18 protein-coding genes and 1 pseudogene are annotated in these 17,684 nt (G+C 73.6%); 11 read left to right on the top strand and 8 right to left on the bottom strand.

The features are described 5' to 3' along the window. Positions 1 to 106 precede the first annotated feature (106 nt). Complete coding sequence (locus ACZ4E1_RS02720; RefSeq protein WP_467535112.1) at positions 107 to 1,012, top strand: pseudouridine-5'-phosphate glycosidase; 906 nt, start codon at positions 107 to 109, stop codon at positions 1,010 to 1,012. Beyond that, positions 997 to 1,942, top strand: a pseudogene (locus ACZ4E1_RS02715) (carbohydrate kinase family protein). The gene ACZ4E1_RS02720 and the pseudogene ACZ4E1_RS02715 overlap by 16 nt, the downstream one beginning before the upstream one ends. Positions 1,943 to 2,123: 181 nt before the next feature. Here ACZ4E1_RS02715 and ACZ4E1_RS02710 read toward each other — a convergent pair. Beyond that, positions 2,124 to 2,924 (bottom strand): methyltransferase domain-containing protein, encoded by an 801-nt coding sequence (locus tag ACZ4E1_RS02710; protein ID WP_467535110.1) that lies wholly within the window; start codon positions 2,922 to 2,924, stop codon positions 2,124 to 2,126. Between the two features lie 179 nt (positions 2,925 to 3,103). On the opposite strand from ACZ4E1_RS02710, the gene ACZ4E1_RS02705 reads away from it, so the two are divergent. Continuing rightward, positions 3,104 to 4,231 (top strand): magnesium and cobalt transport protein CorA, encoded by a 1,128-nt coding sequence (locus ACZ4E1_RS02705; RefSeq protein ID WP_467535108.1) that lies wholly within the window; start codon positions 3,104 to 3,106, stop codon positions 4,229 to 4,231. Positions 4,232 to 4,293: 62 nt separating this feature from the next. After that, positions 4,294 to 6,702, top strand: a complete 2,409-nt coding sequence (locus ACZ4E1_RS02700) for a protein kinase domain-containing protein (protein WP_467535106.1) — start codon at positions 4,294 to 4,296, stop codon at positions 6,700 to 6,702. Positions 6,703 to 6,736: 34 nt separating this feature from the next. Here ACZ4E1_RS02700 and ACZ4E1_RS02695 read toward each other — a convergent pair whose 3' ends face one another. After that, entirely contained in the window at positions 6,737 to 7,156 is a 420-nt protein-coding gene (locus ACZ4E1_RS02695; RefSeq protein WP_384621539.1) for a CBS domain-containing protein, read from the bottom strand. Positions 7,157 to 7,278: 122 nt separating this feature from the next. Continuing rightward, complete coding sequence (locus ACZ4E1_RS02690; RefSeq protein WP_467535104.1) at positions 7,279 to 7,911, bottom strand: nucleoside/nucleotide kinase family protein; 633 nt, start codon at positions 7,909 to 7,911, stop codon at positions 7,279 to 7,281. Positions 7,912 to 7,997: 86 nt separating this feature from the next. On the opposite strand from ACZ4E1_RS02690, the gene ACZ4E1_RS02685 reads away from it, so the two are divergent. The 3 genes from ACZ4E1_RS02685 to ACZ4E1_RS02675 all read left to right on the top strand — a co-directional run bounded on the left by ACZ4E1_RS02685 (position 7,998) and on the right by ACZ4E1_RS02675 (position 10,929). Continuing rightward, on the top strand, positions 7,998 to 8,726 hold the full coding sequence (locus ACZ4E1_RS02685) for a DUF2293 domain-containing protein (protein WP_467535102.1): 729 nt from the start codon (positions 7,998 to 8,000) through the stop codon (positions 8,724 to 8,726). 164 nt (positions 8,727 to 8,890) lie between these two features. Then, positions 8,891 to 9,376: an anthrone oxygenase family protein gene (locus ACZ4E1_RS02680; RefSeq protein WP_467535101.1), complete on the top strand. Its 486-nt coding sequence runs from the start codon at positions 8,891 to 8,893 to the stop codon at positions 9,374 to 9,376. Positions 9,377 to 9,438: 62 nt separating this feature from the next. Beyond that, a complete protein-coding gene (locus tag ACZ4E1_RS02675) occupies positions 9,439 to 10,929 on the top strand; it encodes a glutamate synthase subunit beta (RefSeq protein WP_467535099.1) in 1,491 nt (496 codons plus the stop codon). Between the two features lie 27 nt (positions 10,930 to 10,956). On the opposite strand, the gene ACZ4E1_RS02670 is transcribed toward ACZ4E1_RS02675, so the two are convergent. Both ACZ4E1_RS02670 and ACZ4E1_RS02665 read right to left on the bottom strand, forming a co-directional pair. Then, positions 10,957 to 11,229: a DUF397 domain-containing protein gene (locus ACZ4E1_RS02670; protein ID WP_399126640.1), complete on the bottom strand. Its 273-nt coding sequence runs from the start codon at positions 11,227 to 11,229 to the stop codon at positions 10,957 to 10,959. Further along, positions 11,230 to 12,099: a helix-turn-helix domain-containing protein gene (locus tag ACZ4E1_RS02665; protein ID WP_467535097.1), complete on the bottom strand. Its 870-nt coding sequence runs from the start codon at positions 12,097 to 12,099 to the stop codon at positions 11,230 to 11,232. Between the two features lie 361 nt (positions 12,100 to 12,460). Here ACZ4E1_RS02665 and ACZ4E1_RS02660 point away from each other — a divergent pair, with 361 nt between their 5' ends. After that, positions 12,461 to 12,862 carry an ATP-binding protein gene (locus ACZ4E1_RS02660; protein WP_467535095.1) on the top strand — a complete coding sequence of 134 codons (402 nt, stop codon included), beginning with the start codon at positions 12,461 to 12,463 and terminating at the stop codon, positions 12,860 to 12,862. A gap of 113 nt (positions 12,863 to 12,975) precedes the next feature. Beyond that, positions 12,976 to 13,413, top strand: a complete 438-nt coding sequence (locus ACZ4E1_RS02655; protein ID WP_467535094.1) for a hypothetical protein — start codon at positions 12,976 to 12,978, stop codon at positions 13,411 to 13,413. A 7-nt stretch (positions 13,414 to 13,420) separates the two neighbouring features. On the opposite strand, the gene ACZ4E1_RS02650 is transcribed toward ACZ4E1_RS02655, so the two are convergent. After that, positions 13,421 to 14,110 carry a DUF899 domain-containing protein gene (locus ACZ4E1_RS02650; RefSeq protein ID WP_188339547.1) on the bottom strand — a complete coding sequence of 230 codons (690 nt, stop codon included), beginning with the start codon at positions 14,108 to 14,110 and terminating at the stop codon, positions 13,421 to 13,423. A 225-nt stretch (positions 14,111 to 14,335) separates the two neighbouring features. Between ACZ4E1_RS02650 and ACZ4E1_RS02645 the strand changes: the two genes are divergently transcribed. Next, positions 14,336 to 15,187, top strand: a complete 852-nt coding sequence (locus ACZ4E1_RS02645) for a S1 family peptidase (protein ID WP_467535092.1) — start codon at positions 14,336 to 14,338, stop codon at positions 15,185 to 15,187. Between the two features lie 79 nt (positions 15,188 to 15,266). Further along, the gene (locus ACZ4E1_RS02640) at positions 15,267 to 15,806 is read left to right on the top strand and encodes a 2'-5' RNA ligase family protein (protein WP_467535090.1); all 540 of its coding nucleotides are present in this window, start codon (positions 15,267 to 15,269) and stop codon (positions 15,804 to 15,806) included. Here the strand turns inward: ACZ4E1_RS02640 and ACZ4E1_RS02635 are convergent. After that, positions 15,797 to 16,588, bottom strand: a complete 792-nt coding sequence (locus ACZ4E1_RS02635; RefSeq protein WP_467535088.1) for a nucleotidyltransferase domain-containing protein — start codon at positions 16,586 to 16,588, stop codon at positions 15,797 to 15,799. The two genes, ACZ4E1_RS02640 and ACZ4E1_RS02635, sit on opposite strands and share 10 nt — an antisense overlap. A 22-nt stretch (positions 16,589 to 16,610) precedes the next feature. Further along, positions 16,611 to 17,609: a glycoside hydrolase family 6 protein gene (locus ACZ4E1_RS02630; RefSeq protein ID WP_467535086.1), complete on the bottom strand. Its 999-nt coding sequence runs from the start codon at positions 17,607 to 17,609 to the stop codon at positions 16,611 to 16,613. Positions 17,610 to 17,684: the final 75 nt, after the last annotated feature.

The following is a 17,684-nucleotide window of genomic DNA, read 5'->3' as shown; positions in this document are numbered from 1 at the left end:
GGGGCGCGCGTGTCGCCGTCTTCCGGGTGGTGTTTGAGGAGGAGGCTCGTCCGCCAGGGATCTGAGGGACGGCACATCCGGGTCCGACCGGCGGAGGGATGACGGCATGGTGGTCGTGGCGGACGAGGTTCGGGACGCGCTCGCGCAGGGGCGTCCGGTGGTGGCACTGGAGTCGACGATCATCGCGCACGGGCTGCCGAGGCCGCGCAATCTGCGGGTGGCGGGCGAGCTGGAGCAGCTCGTGCGGGACGCGGGCGCGGTGCCCGCGACCATCGCCGTGCTCGACGGGAAGCCGTACATCGGCCTGGACAAGGGGCAGTTGGAGCGGGTCGCGAGCGAGGACGGCATCCGCAAGCTCAGCCGGCGGGACCTTCCGCTCGCCGTCGCCACGGGGGCGAGCGGGGCGACCACGGTGTCGGCCACGGCTCTGCTGGCGGCGCTCGTGGGGGTACGGGTGTTCGCCACGGGCGGGCTCGGCGGGGTGCACCGGGGCTGGACGGAGACGCAGGACGAGTCGGCGGACCTCGGGCTGCTGGCGCGGACACGGATCACGGTGGTGTGCGCGGGCGTGAAGTCCGTCCTGGACGTCCCGGCGACGCTGCAGCGTCTGGAGACGCTCGGGGTGTCCGTGGCGGGGTACGGGACGGACCGCTTCCCGGGGTTCTACCTGGCCGACTCGGGTGAGCCGGTGGACTGGACGCTGCGCTCGCCGGACGAGGTGGCGGCGGTGATGCGGGCCCAGGACGAGCTGCCCGGTACGGACGCGGCGCTGATCGTCGCCAACCCGGTGCCGGAGGCGGAGCAGTTGGATCCGTTGCTGCACGCGCGCGTGCTGGAGAACGGGCTGCGGGAGTGCGCGGAGCGTGAGGTGAGCGGGCAGGCGGTGACCCCGTTCCTGCTCGACTATCTGGTGCGGCACACGGACGGCGCGTCCTTGGAGGCGAACCTGGCGGCCGTCCGCGGGAACGTGCGGCTCGCCGGGCGGATCGCGGTCGCCTGGGCGGGGGCGTGACGGGGCGCGGGCTGCTGGTGGTCGGTGATGTCGTCACGGACGTCGTGGCGCGTCATCGCGGGCCGCTCGCCACCGGGACGGACACACCGGCCGCCATCCGTACGGTGCCGGGCGGTGCGGGGGCGAACGTCGCGTGCTGGGCGGCGTATCGGGGGTGCCCGGTCGTCACGCTGCTGGGGCGGGTCGGGGCGGAGTCCGCGCGCTGGCACGAGGAGGCGCTCGTACGGGCCGGGGTGCGGCCGCGCCTCGTGGTGGACCCCGACGCGCCGACCGGGTCCGTGGTCTGTCTCGTGGACGCGGCGGACGGGGGTGAGCGGACGTTCCTGACGGACAGTGGGGCGTGTCTGCGGATCGGGCCCGAGGACTGGTCGGCCGGGCTGCTCGACGGGGTCGGCTGGCTGCACCTGTCCGGGTATCTGTTCTTCTCGGCGACCGGCCGGGAACTGGTGGCGGTCGCGGTGCGGGACGCACGCGCGCGGGCGGGGCGTGCCGGTGAGTGTGGATCCGGCGTCGGCGGGGTTTCTGCGGGAGTGGGGCGCCGAGCGGTTTCTGGGGCTCGCGGAGGGGGTGGACGTGCTGCTGCCCAGCCGGGACGAGGCGGTGCTGCTCGCGGGCGGTACCGCTGCCACTGCCGGTGACGGTGGAGTGGACGAGGCTGCGGCGGGGTTGAGCGGGCGGTTCCCCGTGGTCGTCGTGAAGGCGGGGGCGCGCGGGGCCTGTGTGGCGCGGGATGGGGTGGTGCGCGCGTGGGTGGAGGCGGTGCCGGGGGTGGCGGTGCGGGATGCGACGGGGGCGGGGGACGCGTTCGTGGGGGCGGTCGTGGGGGCTCGGGTGCGGGGGGCTTCCTGGGGGGCCGCGTTGAGGGACGGGTGTCGGGCCGGGGCGGAGGCGGTCGGGGTGATCGGGGGTCGGCCGCCGGGCGGGTCATAGGCACCGGAGGCCTGGGGCGCCCACCGGGTTGCCTGTTCGGTTCGTCGGCGGCCAACGGCCGGTGGGGCTTCTCACGCAGTTCCCCGCGCCCCTGACGGCATGCGGCTTCGCCGCGCCCGCAGGCAGCGTGCGCACCCGCAGACGCACCCCTCCCCGACTGACGAGCCCGGTGACATCAGGGTCAGGGCTTCTTGCCCCAGGCCGAGATCAGCGGGGAGGTCGCCAGGTCCATCGTGCCGTGGGTGATGTTGGCGAGGTGGCGGTCGATCTCCTCGTTCGTGGCGAGGCCGGCCTGGACAAGGGACCCGCGGACCTGCTCGACCGTGGCCGCCTCCAGCGCCGTGCAGGCGGGCGAGGCGAGAGGGAAGTACGCGTCGGCCTCGACCTGACGCAGGCCCGCCGCCCGCAGCAGCCCCGGAAGCTTGCGCCCGTACGAGAGATCCGCACCGCGCCTGGCGAGCAGGGAGCGGAATCCGTGGCGCAGGCGGTTGGCGAGCTGCTCCTCGGGGCCGCGCTCGTCGGGGCAGAGCAGAGGCTGGAGCGCCGGGTCCGCGTCCTCCACGAGCAGCCGGCCGCCGGGCCGCAGGCCGCGGATCATCGACTGCAACGCCCGCTCCCGGTCGGGGACATGGACGAGGACGAGCCGCGCGTGCACCAGGTCGAAGGACTCGGCGGGCGGCTCGTCGGCGCCGATGTCGTGGCGGCGCACCTCGACGGGCGGACGGGGCGTGCTCTGCTGCCAGGAGGTATCGATGTCGGTGGCCAGGACGCGTCCGGTCGGCCCGACCTTGCGGGCCAGCCAGGAGACGACGGAGGTGCCGCCGGCACCGACCTCCCAGCAGCGCCAGCCGGAGCCGATGCCGAGCCGCTCGATGTGCCGGAACGTCGTGGGGTCGAACAGCGTCGACAGGGCGTCGAAACGCTGCCCCGCCTCGGGCTGCTGGTTGTCCAGGAGGTACGCGTGGCCGCCGGATCGCATCATGACCCGATCATCTCAGCAGGCCCCGGCCACACCGGACATTTCGGAACGGAATCCTCCGTTCCCCCAGGCCCTGACGCGCGGTCGGCGTTCGCTGGCAGACTGGCCCGCCAGGTCGTCCTCGTCGCGAGGACGACCCGGTCAGACACGAGTACGTGAGAATCCGGCGCGAGGAGCCGAGCATGTCGATGGCGGGCAATCTGCGGAAGGTCGGCAGCCTGCGCAAGGTGGGCGGGCTGCGCAGAGTGGCACGGCTGGCGCGCCGGCAGCCCCGGGTGGACCTGAGTCACCCGGCACGCTCGCCGCTCGGGTCCGCGGTGGTCAACTGCGTGACGTACATCGACGGACGGCGCAAGGAGGGTGACCACGACCTCCGCGAGGCCGTGCGGCGGGTGCGCAAGAGCGAGGAGGGCTTCGTCTGGCTCGGCCTGCACGAGCCGACGGAGTCGGAGATCGCCGAGGTCGCCGAGCTGTTCGACCTGCACCCGCTGGCGGTCGAGGACGCGGTGCACGCGCATCAGCGGCCGAAGGTGGAGCGGTACGGGCAGACGCTGTTCGCCGTGCTCAAGACGGTCTGCTACGTGGAGCACACCCAGGTCACCGCGACGAGCGAGGTCGTCGACACCGGCGAGATCATGGTGTTCGTCGGCGGCGACTTCGTGATCACGGTGCGGCACGGCCGGCACGGCTCGCTCGGGCCGGTGCGCGAGGGCCTGGAGGCGGATCCGGAGCAGCTCGCCAAGGGGCCGGCGGCGGTGCTGCACGCGATCGCGGACAGTGTGGTCGACGACTATCTGACGGTGCTCGACGAGTTCCAGGCCGACATAGACGAGGTCGAGGCGGCGGTCTTCGCGCAGAACGGCGCGAAGGTCGACCCGGGCCGGATCTACCAGCTCAAGCGCGAACTGCTGGAGCTGAAGCGGGCCGTGGTCCCGCTGTCCCGGCCGGTGCTCGAGCTGGCCGGGCGGCCGCTGCCGGCGGTGCCGCCGGAGATACAGGCGTACTTCCGTGACGTCTCCGACCATCTGCTGCGGGCGGCCGAGCAGATAGCGGCGTTCGACGAACTGCTCAACTCGATCCTGCAGGCCCATCTCGCGCAGGTGACGGTCGCGCAGAACGAGGACATGCGCAAGATCACGGCATGGGCGGCGATCGTGGCCGTGCCGACGATGGGCTGCGGCATCTACGGGATGAACTTCGACCACATGCCGGAGCTGCACTGGCGCTACGGCTACCCGCTGATGCTGTCGGTGATAGCCGGACTCTGTCTCGTCGTGTACCGGGGGTTCAAGCGCAACGGCTGGCTGTGAGGTCACGCCGGCCGGGCCGCACTAGTCTGTACCGTCCATGTCAGCGCCCAGGGGGGTGAGCGATGCCGTTGCGGGAGGACGATCCCGAGTCGATCGGCGGCTACCGGATCGAGTCGCGGATCGGCACCGGCGGCATGGGGGTCGTGTATCGCGCCCGCACGCCGTCGGGCCGGACCGTCGCCGTCAAGGTGGTGCACGCGCAGTACGCGGACGACCCGGAGTTCCGGGCGCGGTTCCGTCAGGAGGTCAGGGCCGCCCGCCGGGTGAGCGGGGCGTTCACGGCGCCGGTCGTGGACGCGGACCCGGATGCGGCGCGCCCCTGGATGGCGACCGTGTACGTCGCCGGGGACACGCTCGCGCAGCGGGTCGCCGAGCAGGGCACGCTGGACTGGACGCAGTTGCGCCGGCTCGGGGTGGAACTGGCGGAGGCCCTGCGGGAGTTGCACCGGGCGGAGGTCGTGCACCGTGACCTGAAGCCGAGCAATGTGCTGCTGCTCGGTTCGGGCAAGGGCGACGCGGGCGGGCCGGATCCGGACGGGGACGCGGGTGCGGTGCGGGTCATCGACTTCGGCATCTCGCGGGCCGCGCAGAGCGATGTGCGCACACAGACGGGCATGGTGCTGGGTTCGCCGCCCTTCATGGCGCCCGAGCAGTTCAGCACTCCGCGGGACGTGGGTCCGCCGGTCGACGTGTTCTCGTTCGGGGCGCTGCTGGTGTACGCGGCGACCGGTCGCAGCCCGTTCGAGGCGGAGAACGCGTATCTGGCGGCGTACCAGACGGTGCATCACGAACCCGAACTGGGCGCGCTGCCCGTCGAGTTGCGCCCTCTGGTGCTGTCCTGCCTCGCGAAGGCGCCGCAGGATCGACCGACTCCGGACGCGTTGCGGGAGGCGCTGGCCGCGCTGCCGGAGCGGACGGCCGGTGCGGAAGGGACCGCGCGGGCGGGGACGCCGGGCGGTCCGACACTGGCGCTCAGTGGCACTGACGCGACAGCGCCGGGTGCGTCGTTGCGCGTCGGCGAGGGCGGCGGCACCGACCTCACCCCCGTCACGCCGCGCGCCGGCCGTGACAGCGCAGCCGCTTCCTCCGGCGGCGACGACACCCCGGTCGCCGCGGTGAGCGGAGTGCCGGACGGCCCGGCCCCTGTCCGGTCGAGGTCGAGGCGCCGGCGGATCGCCGTGGCGGCGAGCGCGCTCGCCGTGGCCCTGGTGGCGGCCGCCGGGATCTCCGTCGCGGTGCGGGGCGGCGCGTCCGGCGGCGGTTCGGCGGCGCGGCAGGGCGCACCCGTGACCGTGGCGGGCTGGCGGCCCTGGACGACGTCGCTCACGAAGGCACCGAAGGACGGCAAGGACGGGCCGGAGGAGCCGGACCCGCGCGAGTTGCTGCCGGACTCGTACCAGTGCACCCCCTCGCGGCTCGGCGTCTACTGCTCGTCGTTCACCACGACGCTGATCAGGCTGGACCCGGCGTCCGGCAAGGTCGACTGGAAGGTCCCGATGGGCGACGCGGACCGGTCGGGCGGCACGCTGACGCGTCCGGTGGTGGCGGCGGGCGAGGGGCTCGTCTTCGCGTTCAGCGGCGACGGCACGCAGGGCGTGGACGCCTACGACGCCGACACGGGGCACCGGATGTGGCGGAAGAAGGGCCCGCACGCCGAGTTCGCGCTGATGAGCGGCGTACTGGTCGTGCATCTGGGCGAGCTGGGGCCGTCCTCCACGGCCACCTACGCGGCGTTCGATCCGCGCAGCGGCAAGGAGTTGTGGCGGCGCGCGCTCACCACGGACTCGCCGAGCCCGCTGTACGCGGGGGCCGACGGGACGCTCGTGGCCGATCTGCGCCGGGCGAAGGCGGGCGTGCGCGCGGTGGAGCGGCTCGACGCCCGTACGGGCCGGACGCTGGACCGGGCGCAGGCCCCGAACGGCGATCTGTGGCTGGCGACCGTGCGGGGGAACCGGGCGTACTACGCGCGCTGGGAGGACGACACGGGCGTCTCGTCCCGCATCTTCGTCCAGGACCTCATATCCGGCCGGGTCCGCTCCGTGGACTTCCCCTGGGCCGTCGAGCCGGAGGCGCCGCCGCTGGTCGTGGGCGACACGATGTACCTCTTCGACTACGCGAACGAGATCGTGCTGGCGCTGGACCTGAAGCGCGGCAAGGCGCTGTGGACGACCTCGCGCGAGCTGCGGCTGTTCAGCGAGCCGACGGTGAGCGGCGACACGCTGTACGCGACGACGCCGAGCAACAGTGTGGTGGCGATCGACACCCGCACCGGCAAGGAGCGCTGGCGCACCCGGCCTCCCGTGGAGCCCACGGGAGAGCACGGGAAGCCCCGGAAGAACGGCGGCACGATCGACCAGCGGTCGCCCAGCGGGACCGGCCCGCTGCGGGTCGGTGACGTGTTCTACGGGGTGACCGGGGACGGCGCGTTCTCGGTGGCCGCGCCGGGGAAGGAAGCACGGCCACCGAGATGACGACGGCGCGGAATCCGCGGCGGGTCGGCGCGGGTCAGGACTTGGCGTAGACGCTCTCGACCCAGGCGGCGATCTGGTCGTCGTTCAGGTGCATGGCCAGGTCGGCCTCGCTGATCATGCCGACGAGCTTCTTGTCCTTGATCACGGGCAGGCGGCGGATCTGGTGGTCCTGCATCTCGTGGAGGACCTCGCCGATGTCGGCGCCGGCGTCGATCCAGCGCGGGGTGCCCTTGGCCATCTCACCCGCGGTGACCTTGGCGGGGTCGTGCCCCATGGCGACACAGCCGACCACGATGTCGCGGTCGGTGAGGATGCCGCACAGCCGCTCGTTCTCGTCGCTGATGGGCAGGGCGCCGACGTTCAGTTCACGCATCAACTGGGCGGCGCGGTCCAGGGTTTCGTGGGCGGGGATCCAGCGTGCGCCGGAGTGCATGATGTCCGCGGCGGTGGTCATGGTGGTACCTCCCGATGCCGGGTCGAAGGGGGTTCCCGGCGCCGTCCCTCATTCTCGTCCCGGTCGCTACGGGGCGCATGTCATGGCTGTGACCTGCACCTTCGCACTCAGCGCCGCTCGGGTCAGCCGTTCCAGGCGGGGTGGCGGGGGTCGTCGGCGCGGATGACGAGGTCGGCCGCCGTGCCCGGGCCGGTCTCGTCGTCGTAGCGGGTGAAGGCGGGAAGGGTCCACTGCTCGGACTCGGGGGTGCGGCGGCGCAGCGCGCCCGCGGAGAGGCTGATGTGCACGGTGAGGTCGAAGGGGAACCAGTGGTTGAGGAGGAAGGGGCCGTGCAGCAACAGGGGGCTGCCGGGCGGGAGTTCGACGTAGTCGCTGCGGGTGGCGCGGTCGGTGGCCGGGTCCCACAGGTCGGGCAGGACGCGGCCGGTGCCGTCCGCCTCCAGGGGGCCGAAGACCTCGCGCCACAGGGCGCCGGTGTCGAGCCAGCCGCTGTAGTAGGCCTCGGTGTCCTGGTGGCCGTACTCGAGGCGGAGCGAGGCGGGGCGCAGGAAGCCGTCGGCGGGCACGACCAGGGAGGTGCGACCGCGGACCCGCAGGGCCTCGGCGACGCGGCCGGCGAGGTCGCCGGGGCGGGCGGCCGGGGCGCCGTCGAAGGCGATCCGCGGCCAGGGAGAGCCGTCGGCCGGGGCCAGGTCGAGCAGGCGCTCGGCGAGGGTGTCGCCGAGCCGTTCCCAGGTGATCGCTTGGAGTCGCACGGGTCCATGATGCCGGGGCCCGTCCGGGTGACCACGCGCGGTGCCGAAGGGGTGCCGGACGGTGCCCGGCCGGGCATGGAACGGGTATGAGCAGCGTCGTCCCGCCGTCGCCCCTCGCGGTGCGCGGCCCCCTCGTGTTCATGCCCGTCCGGCGCCAAAGGTGCGCGGTGTGCCGGAGCGGGCCGCTGCGGCTGCTGGTCCTGGACGAGGGACGGCCACGCTGTCTGGACTGTGCGGATCTGGCGCATCTGGTGTTCCTGCCGCGCGGCGACACGGCCCTGACGCGGCGGGCGCGGGAGGAGAGCGGACTGTCGGCGGTGGTGGTGCGCTTCCATCGGCGGCGTGGCCGGTACGAGCGGCAGGGGGTGCTGGTCGAGCCGGCGGGGCTCGCGCGGGCGGAGGCGCGTTGTCTGGCGGACGCGGAGGCGCGGGCGCGGCGGCGGGAGCGGGACGCGGCGCGGCGGGCGGTGCGGGACGAGGTGTTCGTGGCGGCGTTCGCGGCGGAGATCCGGCGGCTGTTCCCGGGGTGCCCGGTGGAGCGGGCCGAGGCGATCGCCGGGCACGCGGGGGCGCGGGGCAGCGGCCGGGTCGGGCGGACGGCGGCGGGCCGGGCGCTGTCGGAGGGCGCGGTGCGGGCGGCGGTCCGGGCGGGCGTCCGGCATGTGGAGACGCCGTACGACGCGTTGCTGATGTCCGGGGTGCCGTGGCGGGAGGCGCGGGCGCGGGTGGCGGCGCCGGTGGAGGCGGTGCTGGCGGCGTGGCGGGTGCCGGACGCGGAGCGCGAGCCGGCCGGGGCCGAGCCCGAGGCGTCCTGAGTCCGGACCCCGAACCCCGAACCCGGAGCCCTGAATCCCCGAACCCCGAACCCCCTCCCCTCCCCTTAATCCCCTGCCGCCCTCCGCCGGACTGCGGCATGATCTCGGGGTCGGTGGCGGCGGGGCCGTACGGGGCCGGGGGCCGGCCGGCCGAGGGGGTTGGCATGATCGAAGGACCGTACTTCGTGCTCGTCGTGTTCGGGGCCCTGTGGTGCGGGCTCGCCGCAGGCGTCTTCGTCGCGTTCTCGACGTTCGTGATGCGCGGCCTGGGCGCCCTGCCGCCGGACCGCGGGATCGCCGCGATGAACGCGATCAACGGGGCGGCCGTGAACCCGGCGTTCATGGTCGTCTTCCTCGGCGCCGCGGCGCTGTGCGCCGTGATCGCCGTCGTGACGTTCGTGCTCTGGCCCAAGCAGGGCACCTTTGAGCTGCTGCTGGGCTGCGCGCTGTATCTGGTCGGTTCGTTCGGTGTGACGGTGCTGGCGAACGTCCCGCGCAACGAGGCGCTGGCGAAGCTGGCCGGTGACGAGGAGGCGGAGGCGAGCGCCGCGTACTGGCGGACGTATCTGAGCGAGTGGGTGGGCTGGAACCACCTGCGCGGCGGCGCCTCGCTCGCCGCGTCCGCCTCCTTCCTGCTCGCGCTGACCTGAGATGTCCCCGGGCCTGGGCGGACGTATCGTGGCGAAAAGAGCCGCGGCGTAGGGAGACGGCCATGGCCGACCCCAAGGGCTTTCTCAGGACGCCCCGGCGGGAGGCGCCGCGCCGCCCCGTCGAGGAGCGCGTCCGGGACTGGGACGAGGTGTACGTGCCGGGCGGCCTGCTGCCGATCGTCGGCGGGCAGGCCGACCGGTGCATGGACTGCGGTGTCCCCTTCTGCCACGACGCGTGCCCGCTCGGGAACCTGATCCCGGAGTGGAACGACCTGGTCGCGCGGGACGACTGGCGGGCGGCGAGCGAGCGGCTGCACGCCACGAACAACTTCCCCGAGTTCACCGGCACGCTCTGCCCGGCCCCGTGCGAGGCGGGTTGTGTGCTCGCGATCAACCAGCCGGCCGTGACCATCAAGAACGTGGAGCTGGCGATCGCCGACCGCGCGTGGGAGGAGGGCTTCGTGTCCGTGCGCCCGCCGGATCGCCTGTCGGGCCGCAGCGTCGCCGTGGTCGGCTCGGGGCCCGCGGGGCTCGCCGCGGCCCAACAGCTGGTCCGCGCGGGCCACACCGTCGCGGTGTACGAGCGGGACGACCGGCCGGGCGGGCTGCTCCGGTACGGCATCCCGTCGTTCAAGATGGGCAAGGACCGGCTGGATCGCAGGCTGCGGCAGCTGGCGGACGAGGGCGTGCGGTTCCGTACGTCGACGGAGGTCGGCCGGGATGTCGGGGCGGCCGAGCTGCGGGCCCGGCACGACGCGGTCGTGATCGCCACGGGTGCCACGCAATGGCGCGAACTGGACGTGCCGGGGCGCGACTTGGCCGGGATCCATCAGGCGATGGAGTACCTGCCGTCGGCGAACCGGGTGGGCGGGGGCGATCTGCCGGTCTCCCCGCTGTGCGCCGAGGGCCGGCACGTCGTGATCGTCGGCGGCGGCGACACGGGCGCGGACTGTCTGGGGACGGCGCTGCGCGAGCGGGCCGCGTCCGTGACCCAGCTCGACATCTACGGCAGGCCGGGCGACGAGCGCGACGAGGAGGCGGAGCCCTGGCCGACGTATCCGAAGCTGTATCGCCTGTCGCCGGCGCACGAGGAGGCCGAGGCGCTGGGGTCGTCGCCGCTCGCGCACGCGGACGCGCGGCTGTTCGCGGCGTCGACGCTGCGGTTCACGGGGGACGAGCGGGGCCGGGTGCGGGAGCTGCACCTCGTGGAGGTGGACGCGGGCCGGCGGCCACGACCGGGTACGGAGCAGGTGCTGCCCGCCGATCTGGTGCTGCTCGCGCTCGGGTTCCAGGGGCCGGAGCGGCGGCCCGGGGGTCTCGTGGACCAGTTGGGGCTCGGCGCGGACGCGCGGGGCGGGCTGTCCCGGGACGCGGGGTTCGCGACGCCGGTGCCGGGCGTGTTCGTCGCGGGGGACGCCGGGCGCGGGCAGTCGCTGGTGGTGTGGGCGATCGCGGAGGGCCGGGCGGTCGCCGCGGCCGTCGACCGGTGGCTCACCGGGGCAACGGTGCTGCCGGCCCCGATAGGGGCGCACGACCGGCCGATGACCGCGTGAGGCCCCGCCGGCCACTGCCGGAGCGGGTCAGGACAGCAGGAAGTCCGCGTCCCCGGCCTTGGCGCCCTCGATGAACGCGGTGATCTCACCCGGGGTGTAGATGAGCGCGGGCCCGTCCGGGTCGGAGGACTGGCGCACGGCGACGCGGCCGTCGGCCAGCTTCATGGCCTCCACGCAGTTGCCCCCGTTCCCCCCGCTCCAGGGCTTGTGCCAGCCCTCGGTGCCGAGTTCGCGCGCGGGCATGCCGTTGTAGACCGGCTCGCCGTCCACGCCTCGTATCCGGTCCTTGATCCGGTCCATTCAGAGCTCCTTGCGGAGATCGCTCAGGATCTCCTTTGTGCGTTGTGCCGTCGCGGCGTGCGCCGCCATGCGGTCCATGACCTCCAGGTGGGTGGCCACCTCGGGGCGCGCGTCGAGGTAGACGGCGCCGGTCAGGTACTCGCTGTAGACCATGTCCGGGAGTTCGGGCACGGCGAAGCGGAACAGGACGAAGGGTCCGTACGTGCCCGGGTGCGGGCCGGACGCGAACTCCGCGACCTGAAGCGTGACGTTGGGCAGCTCCATCACGTCGAGCAGCCGGTCGATCTGGGCGCGCATCACGTCCGCGCCCCCGACCGGGCGGCGCAGCGCGGTCTCGTCCATGACCACCCACACGCGGGGCGCGTCCTCGCGGGTGAGCAGGGCCTGGCGCCGCATCCGCAGGTCGACGTGGCGGTCGACGACCTCCGGGTCCTCGACGAGCGCCCGGCCGACGGCCCCGGAGCGGAGCACGCCCCGCGCGTAGTCCGCGGTCTGGAGCAGTCCGGGCACGAAGTGCGGCTCGTACGACCTGATGAGGGAGGCGGCGCCCTCCAGGCTGACGTACATCGAGAACCAGCCGGGCAGGATGTCGTGGAACCGCTGCCACCAGCCCGGCTTGTTCGCCTCCTCGGCGAGCTGCACGAACGCGTCGGCCTCGTCACGGGCGACGTCGTAGGACTTCAGGAGCAGCTGGAGGTAGGGGATCTTGAGGGCGACCTCGGCGGTCTCCATGCGCCGGATCGTCGCGGCGGTCACGCGCAGTACACGCGCGGCATCCTCGCGCTTGAGCCCCGCGCTCTCCCGCAGGTCCTGGAGACGCCGGCCGAGGACGACCTGGCCGACCGTCGGCGCGGACCGCGGTTCGCTCACGCCCCTGCCCTCCCAGTAGTCCCTGTGTCGAGTTCCAGCCGCGGAAGAAGGCCGGGAACCATCAGGTCACCGGCCGATTCCCCGCGGTCCACCCGCATGGGGCGCCGCGCGACGAGCTGTTGGCAGCAGTGTGCCATGCCCGTTCCGAACGGCACACTGCACTCTGCACTTTTCAGAGTGGCTCTTGCCAAGTGTTCACGACGGGGAGATAGTGGCAAGCGTGACTCCGTCCGCGCCCTTAGGAACAGCAGCCCGCGAAGCTACGCTCGGTGACCTTTCCGGTACGCCGTTCGGGCCACCGGCCCGCCGCAGCAGCTTCGAACTGGCTCCCCACCCGGGCTCCGCCGCACAGGCCCGGCGCATGACGCGTGCCCATCTCACGGGATGGGGCGCGTGCGAGGACACCTGCGACGCGGCGGCTCTCGTCGTGTCCGAGCTGGTCACGAACGCGATCGTGCACACCGCCAGCCGCCGGATCCACTGCGAGCTGCACGAGCTGTGCGACGACGCGGGCGAGCGTGTGCGGATAGCCGTGCGCGACGAGGGCCGGATGCCCGGCGACTCGGCTCCGGCGGGCCGGATCGCACCCGAGGAGGAGCACGGCAGGGGGCTTCTTCTCGTGGCCGCGGTCTCCAGCGCGTGGGGCGCTCAGGAGACCGGGCCGGGCCTGGTCGTGTGGGCCGAACTGCCGCGCGACGGAGGGCAGGGCGCCGTCCCGGACCCGGTGGCCGAGGCCTCCGGCCCCGCCGACTGGTCCTGGTGAACGGCCGGTGCGTACAGCCGGCGAGAACGGCTGCACGGACGACCTGAACGTGCTGGTGAACGTCCGCCCCGAGCGGTTTGGCGGAGAACGACGAGCGTGCTGAGCGGGAACGGATGGGCGTGTTGACGACGAGGACGATGCACCTGGACTCGCTGGTCGGCCTCGCGCGGCGACGGCCGATATCGAGCCCCGTCCCACCGACCCTGCGCCTGGGCGTTCCTGACGGCATGACGGCTCCGCTCGGCTGCGACGCCGTGTCCGTCCCCGAGGACTTCGCGCGCGAGATGACGCGCCGGCTGCCCCACATGGGCTGCGTGTACGCGGACGGCGCGCACTGGTGGTGGATCGTGCCCTCGGACTCGGACGTGGCCCTGGAGTGGCCCGCGCCGGCCCGCTACACGACGGGCGCACTGGTGCCGGACGCCCGGCGCGCACCCGCGCTCATCCACTGCCCCGACGGGGCCGTGCCGTACACGCCGCCGATCCCGCTGTACCTGGCGCTGTGCCGGGTGACGGGGACGACGCCGTCCTGGTCCCGCTCGGCGGCCTGAGCGGGCGTCAGTCGACGTACTCGTCGTGGTAGCGCACCGCCGCGCTGCCCGCGGGAGCGCCGAGCGCCGAGGACCGCCCCGCGGGCAGCTCCCACTCCTCCTGCCGCCCCAGCGCGGTGAGGTCCAGCAGGTTCGTGGTGAAGCCGATGCCGTCGAGGCCGCGGTCGAACGTCGAGTAGGTGTGGAAGACCCGCTCGCCGTCACGCAGGAAGCAGCTGATCGCGGGGCGCTCCTGGAGGCAGCCGCCGACCTCCACGGTGGTGCCGAAGTCCTGGTTGAAGTCGCTGAGGTTCGAGGAGTACCAGGGCACCGTCCAGCCCATGCGGGCCTTGAACGGCAGGATCTTGGTGAACGGGGCGCGGGAGACGGCCGCGAAGGCGGTGCCGCGGGCCCGCAGATGGGCCAGGTGCCCGATCTGGTCGAGGAATCCGGAGCAGCTGGGGCAGCCGGCCTCCCACTCGGGCGCGAACATGAAGTGGTAGACGACGAGTTGGGTCCGGCCCTCGAACAGGTCGAGCAGTTCGGCCTTGCCGTCCGGGCCCTCGAAGACGTAGAGCTTGTCGATCTCGACCATGGGCAGCTCGCGCCGTCGCGCGTTCAGTGCGTCGCGCGCCCGGGTCGCCGCCTTCTCCAGTGCGAGCAGTTCCTCGCGGGCGGCGCGCCACTCCTCGTGCGTGACCACCTTCGGCAGCCCCATGGTTCCTCCTCGGATCGGGGTCTCTGGGAGGTGTGACCGGGGGTGTGCGCGGAACTCATCGCTGCCGCCGAAGTTTTTTCCGTCAATTCTGGTGGGGTTCCCGGGGGTTCTCCGCATGTTCGCTCAGGGTGCACTGTTGTCCGCTGAGCCCGACACCATCACAATGCTCATGCCAAACATGGCGCTCGGTGCACCACTCTCACCTCGGGAGAGGAACCCCCCACTATGAAGAAGTCTCTCGTCGGCGCGCTCTTCGGCGTGCTCCTGCTGGGCGCGACCGCCGCCCCGGCCACGGCCCTCGGCGACACCGCGACGTCCCAGCACACGGCGAAGGTCAGGCCCAAGGCCGTCAGCTTCGCCGGCACGGTGGCGCTCAGCAACTGTTCCGGCTCGGTCGTGCGCGTGCCGAACTCGCAGCCGACCGACCCGGCCCTGGTGATGTCCAACGGCCACTGCCTGGAGTCCGGTTTCCCCGGCCCCGGCGAGGTCGTCGTCGACCAGCCCTCGACCCGCAGCTTCAGCCTGCTCAACTCGTCGGGCAGCAAGGTCGCGACGCTGCGCGCGAGCAAGGTCGCGTACGGGACGATGACCGACACGGACGTCTCCCTGTACGAACTCACCAGCACGTACCAGCAGATCGAGAGCTCCTACGGCATCAAGGCCCTGGAGCTGTCCGCGGACCACCCCACGCAGGGCACGGCGATCAGCGTCGTCTCGGGCTACTGGAAGAAGATCTACAACTGCTCGATCGACGGCTTCGCCTACCGCCTGAAGGAGGGCGACTGGACCTGGAAGGACTCGGTCCGCTACACCTCCGCCTGCGACACGATCGGCGGCACCTCGGGCTCCCCGGTGCTCGACCAGGCGACCGGCAAGGTCGTCGCGGTCAACAACACCGGCAACGAGAACGGTGAGGAGTGCACGGACAACAACCCGTGCGAGGTGGACGAGAACGGCCAGGTGACCGTGCGCCAGGGCATCAACTACGCCCAGGAGACGTACGGGATCGTGCCGTGCGTCGGCACAGGCAACAAGATCGACCTGTCGGCTCCGGGCTGCGCCCTGCCCAAGCCGTGACCTGACCGGCCCGTCCTCGCGCCCCGCCCCACAGGGGGCGCGCGGACGGGTCTCCGGCACCGGTGTGACACTGGGGCACGTGAGCAGGGACGACACGGCGGCGGACGACGACGGATGGCCGGACGTCGCGGGCGACACCGCCCTGACGATCCACGTCCCGGAGGCCGACGCGCTGGTGCGCACCCCGTCCCGGGCGCACGTCACGGTGCTCTACCCGTTCCTGCCGCTCCCCCGCCTCACCGGCGCGCCCGACGCACGGCTGGCCGCCCTCTTCGCCGCCGCGCGCCCCTTCACGCTGACCTTCCGCGAGACGCGCCGCTGGCCGGGCGTCCTGTATCTGGCGCCGGAACCGGACGATCCGCTGCGCGCCCTGACGAAGGCGGTGCGCGATCTCTGGCCGGAGGCCGTCCCCTACCGCGGCGTCTTCGGACACGAAGGGCTCGACCCGCATCTCACGCTCGCGAGCGGAGACGGTACGGACGCCCTGCCCGCCCGCGACTTCACCGCGGCCCTGCCCGTCCGCACCCGGGTCGAGGAGGTCCGGCTGATCGTGACGGACGGGCCCGGGACCGGCTGGCGCGATGTCCGCACGTACCGGCTCGGCGCCGCTCAGCCCTGACCGCGCGCCGCGCGCACCGCACCCTCCAGCAACTCCCGTGCCCGGTCGACGAGTCGGCCCAGGTCCGGTTCGGCCAGGACGTCGTCGATGCCGCGCAGTCCGGCGCGGGCCAGCAGCCGCTTCTCGTTGGTGACCCATGCTCCGCGCGCGGCGAGCACGGCGTGCGCGGCCTGCATCGCCGCGACGCTCACGGCGCCGACGACCTCGGCCCTGCCCCCGTTCGGCACGTTCCCCCCGCGCGCGTAGCCGAGCGTCAGGGCGGCCTTGCCCCACCAGTCCTCGGCGGCGGCCTCGCGCAGCGCCGGCGGGTAGCGGTCGACCGTGGGGGCCGTGCCGCGCAGGACGCGGTTGAGGGCGAGTTCGGCGACGACGAGGTAGCTGGGGATCCCGGCGAGGTGGAACATGAGCGGCTCCCACCGCATGCGCCCCGCCTCCGCCTCCTTCACCTCGTGCTCGACCTCGTCGAGGTCGCGGTAGTGCACGTCGACCCGCCGCCCGTCGACGACGAGCCAGGCCCCGCCGTTGAACACCCCGCCGCCCCAGCCGCCGATCTCCGACGCCTCGCCCTCCCAGCCGAGGTCCCGCAGGTCCTGCGGGTCGAAGGCGCCCCGGTAGTACACGGCGAGGTCCCAGTCGCTGGACTCCGTGTGTGTGCCCTGGGCCCGTGATCCGCCGAGGGCGACGGCGTGCACGTGCGGGAGGGAGGCGAGGCGGTCGGCTACGGAGTCGAGGAACGCGGCGTCCTGGTCGAGGAGGCCCTCGGTGGCGGTCTGGGGGTCCATGGGGCAGCACGGTAGCGGGAGTTCACCGGCGGCCGGGCAGGAGGTGCGTCCTCGCGGGCGGGGGCGGGCTGTTGCGGGCCAGCTCCAGCGCGCCGCTCTCCCACCACTGCCCGGCCGGGGGTCCGCCGCGGCAGGTCCCGTCGGACTCGCCGGGGCGCTTGATCCAGAGGTAGGCGTCCAGGGCGGGGTCCGCCGTCTCGGTGGTGGGCGGGGTGCCGAGGGCGCGGCCGGGCGGGTTGCACCAGGCGTCGGTGCCTTCGTAGGGGCCGTTGCCGTTGCGGCTGCTGTCGATGACGAAGTGCGGGGTGCCGCCGAGGGCGGCGAGGAGGCGGTGACCGTAGGCGGACGTCTCGGTGTCCGTACGGTAGTTGGCGACGTTCAGGGCGATGCCGGTGGCCGCGGCGACGCCCGAGCGGCGCAGCGGGTCGACCAGGCGGGCGGGGTCGGGGATCCAGCCCGCGTTGCCGGCGTCGAGGTAGACGCGGGTGCCGGGGCGGGCGGCGAGGCGCTGGACCGCGTAGGCCAGGAGGGTGTAGCGCTCCTCGGTGTCGGCGCCGGGGCAGCCGGCGACGGCCGAGGCGACGGCGTCGGGCTCCACGACGACGTAGGCGCCGCCGCGGCCGAGGCCGGACGCGAGGGAGTCGATGTAGGCGCGGTAGGCGGCGGCGTCGGGGGCGCCGCCCGCGGAGTAGGAACCGCAGTCGCGGTGCGGGATGTGGTAGGCGACCAGGACGGCGATGCGGCCCGCGCGGGCGGCCGCTTCGGTGACGGCGCGGGCGGTGGGGCCGGGGTCGGCCCCGTTGAGCCAGACCGCCTGCGGGCGGGCGGCGATGCGGTCGACGAGCGCGGCGTCGGCGGTGCGGCCCTGCGCGCGGTACGCCGCGGCCTGGCGGGCCGCCGCGCTGTCCGGGTCGACCCAGAAGACGGTGCCGGCCGGGGCACCGTGCCCGGCGGCGGCCGGGGCGAGACTCAACAACGCCGCCAGCAGAGCGCCCAGTACCGGGCGCGAGGACTTGGCCATGGCGGGATGATGTCGGCCCCCGCCCGCGCCGGGGCACCCGGAGGGCCCCGGCGCCGGAAGGTGCACCCGTTCGGC

This window comes from Streptomyces sp. NPDC025806 (assembly GCF_055558275.1).
Note: the sequence above shows the minus strand (reverse complement) of the source record. Positions and strands in the feature narration are given on the sequence as shown.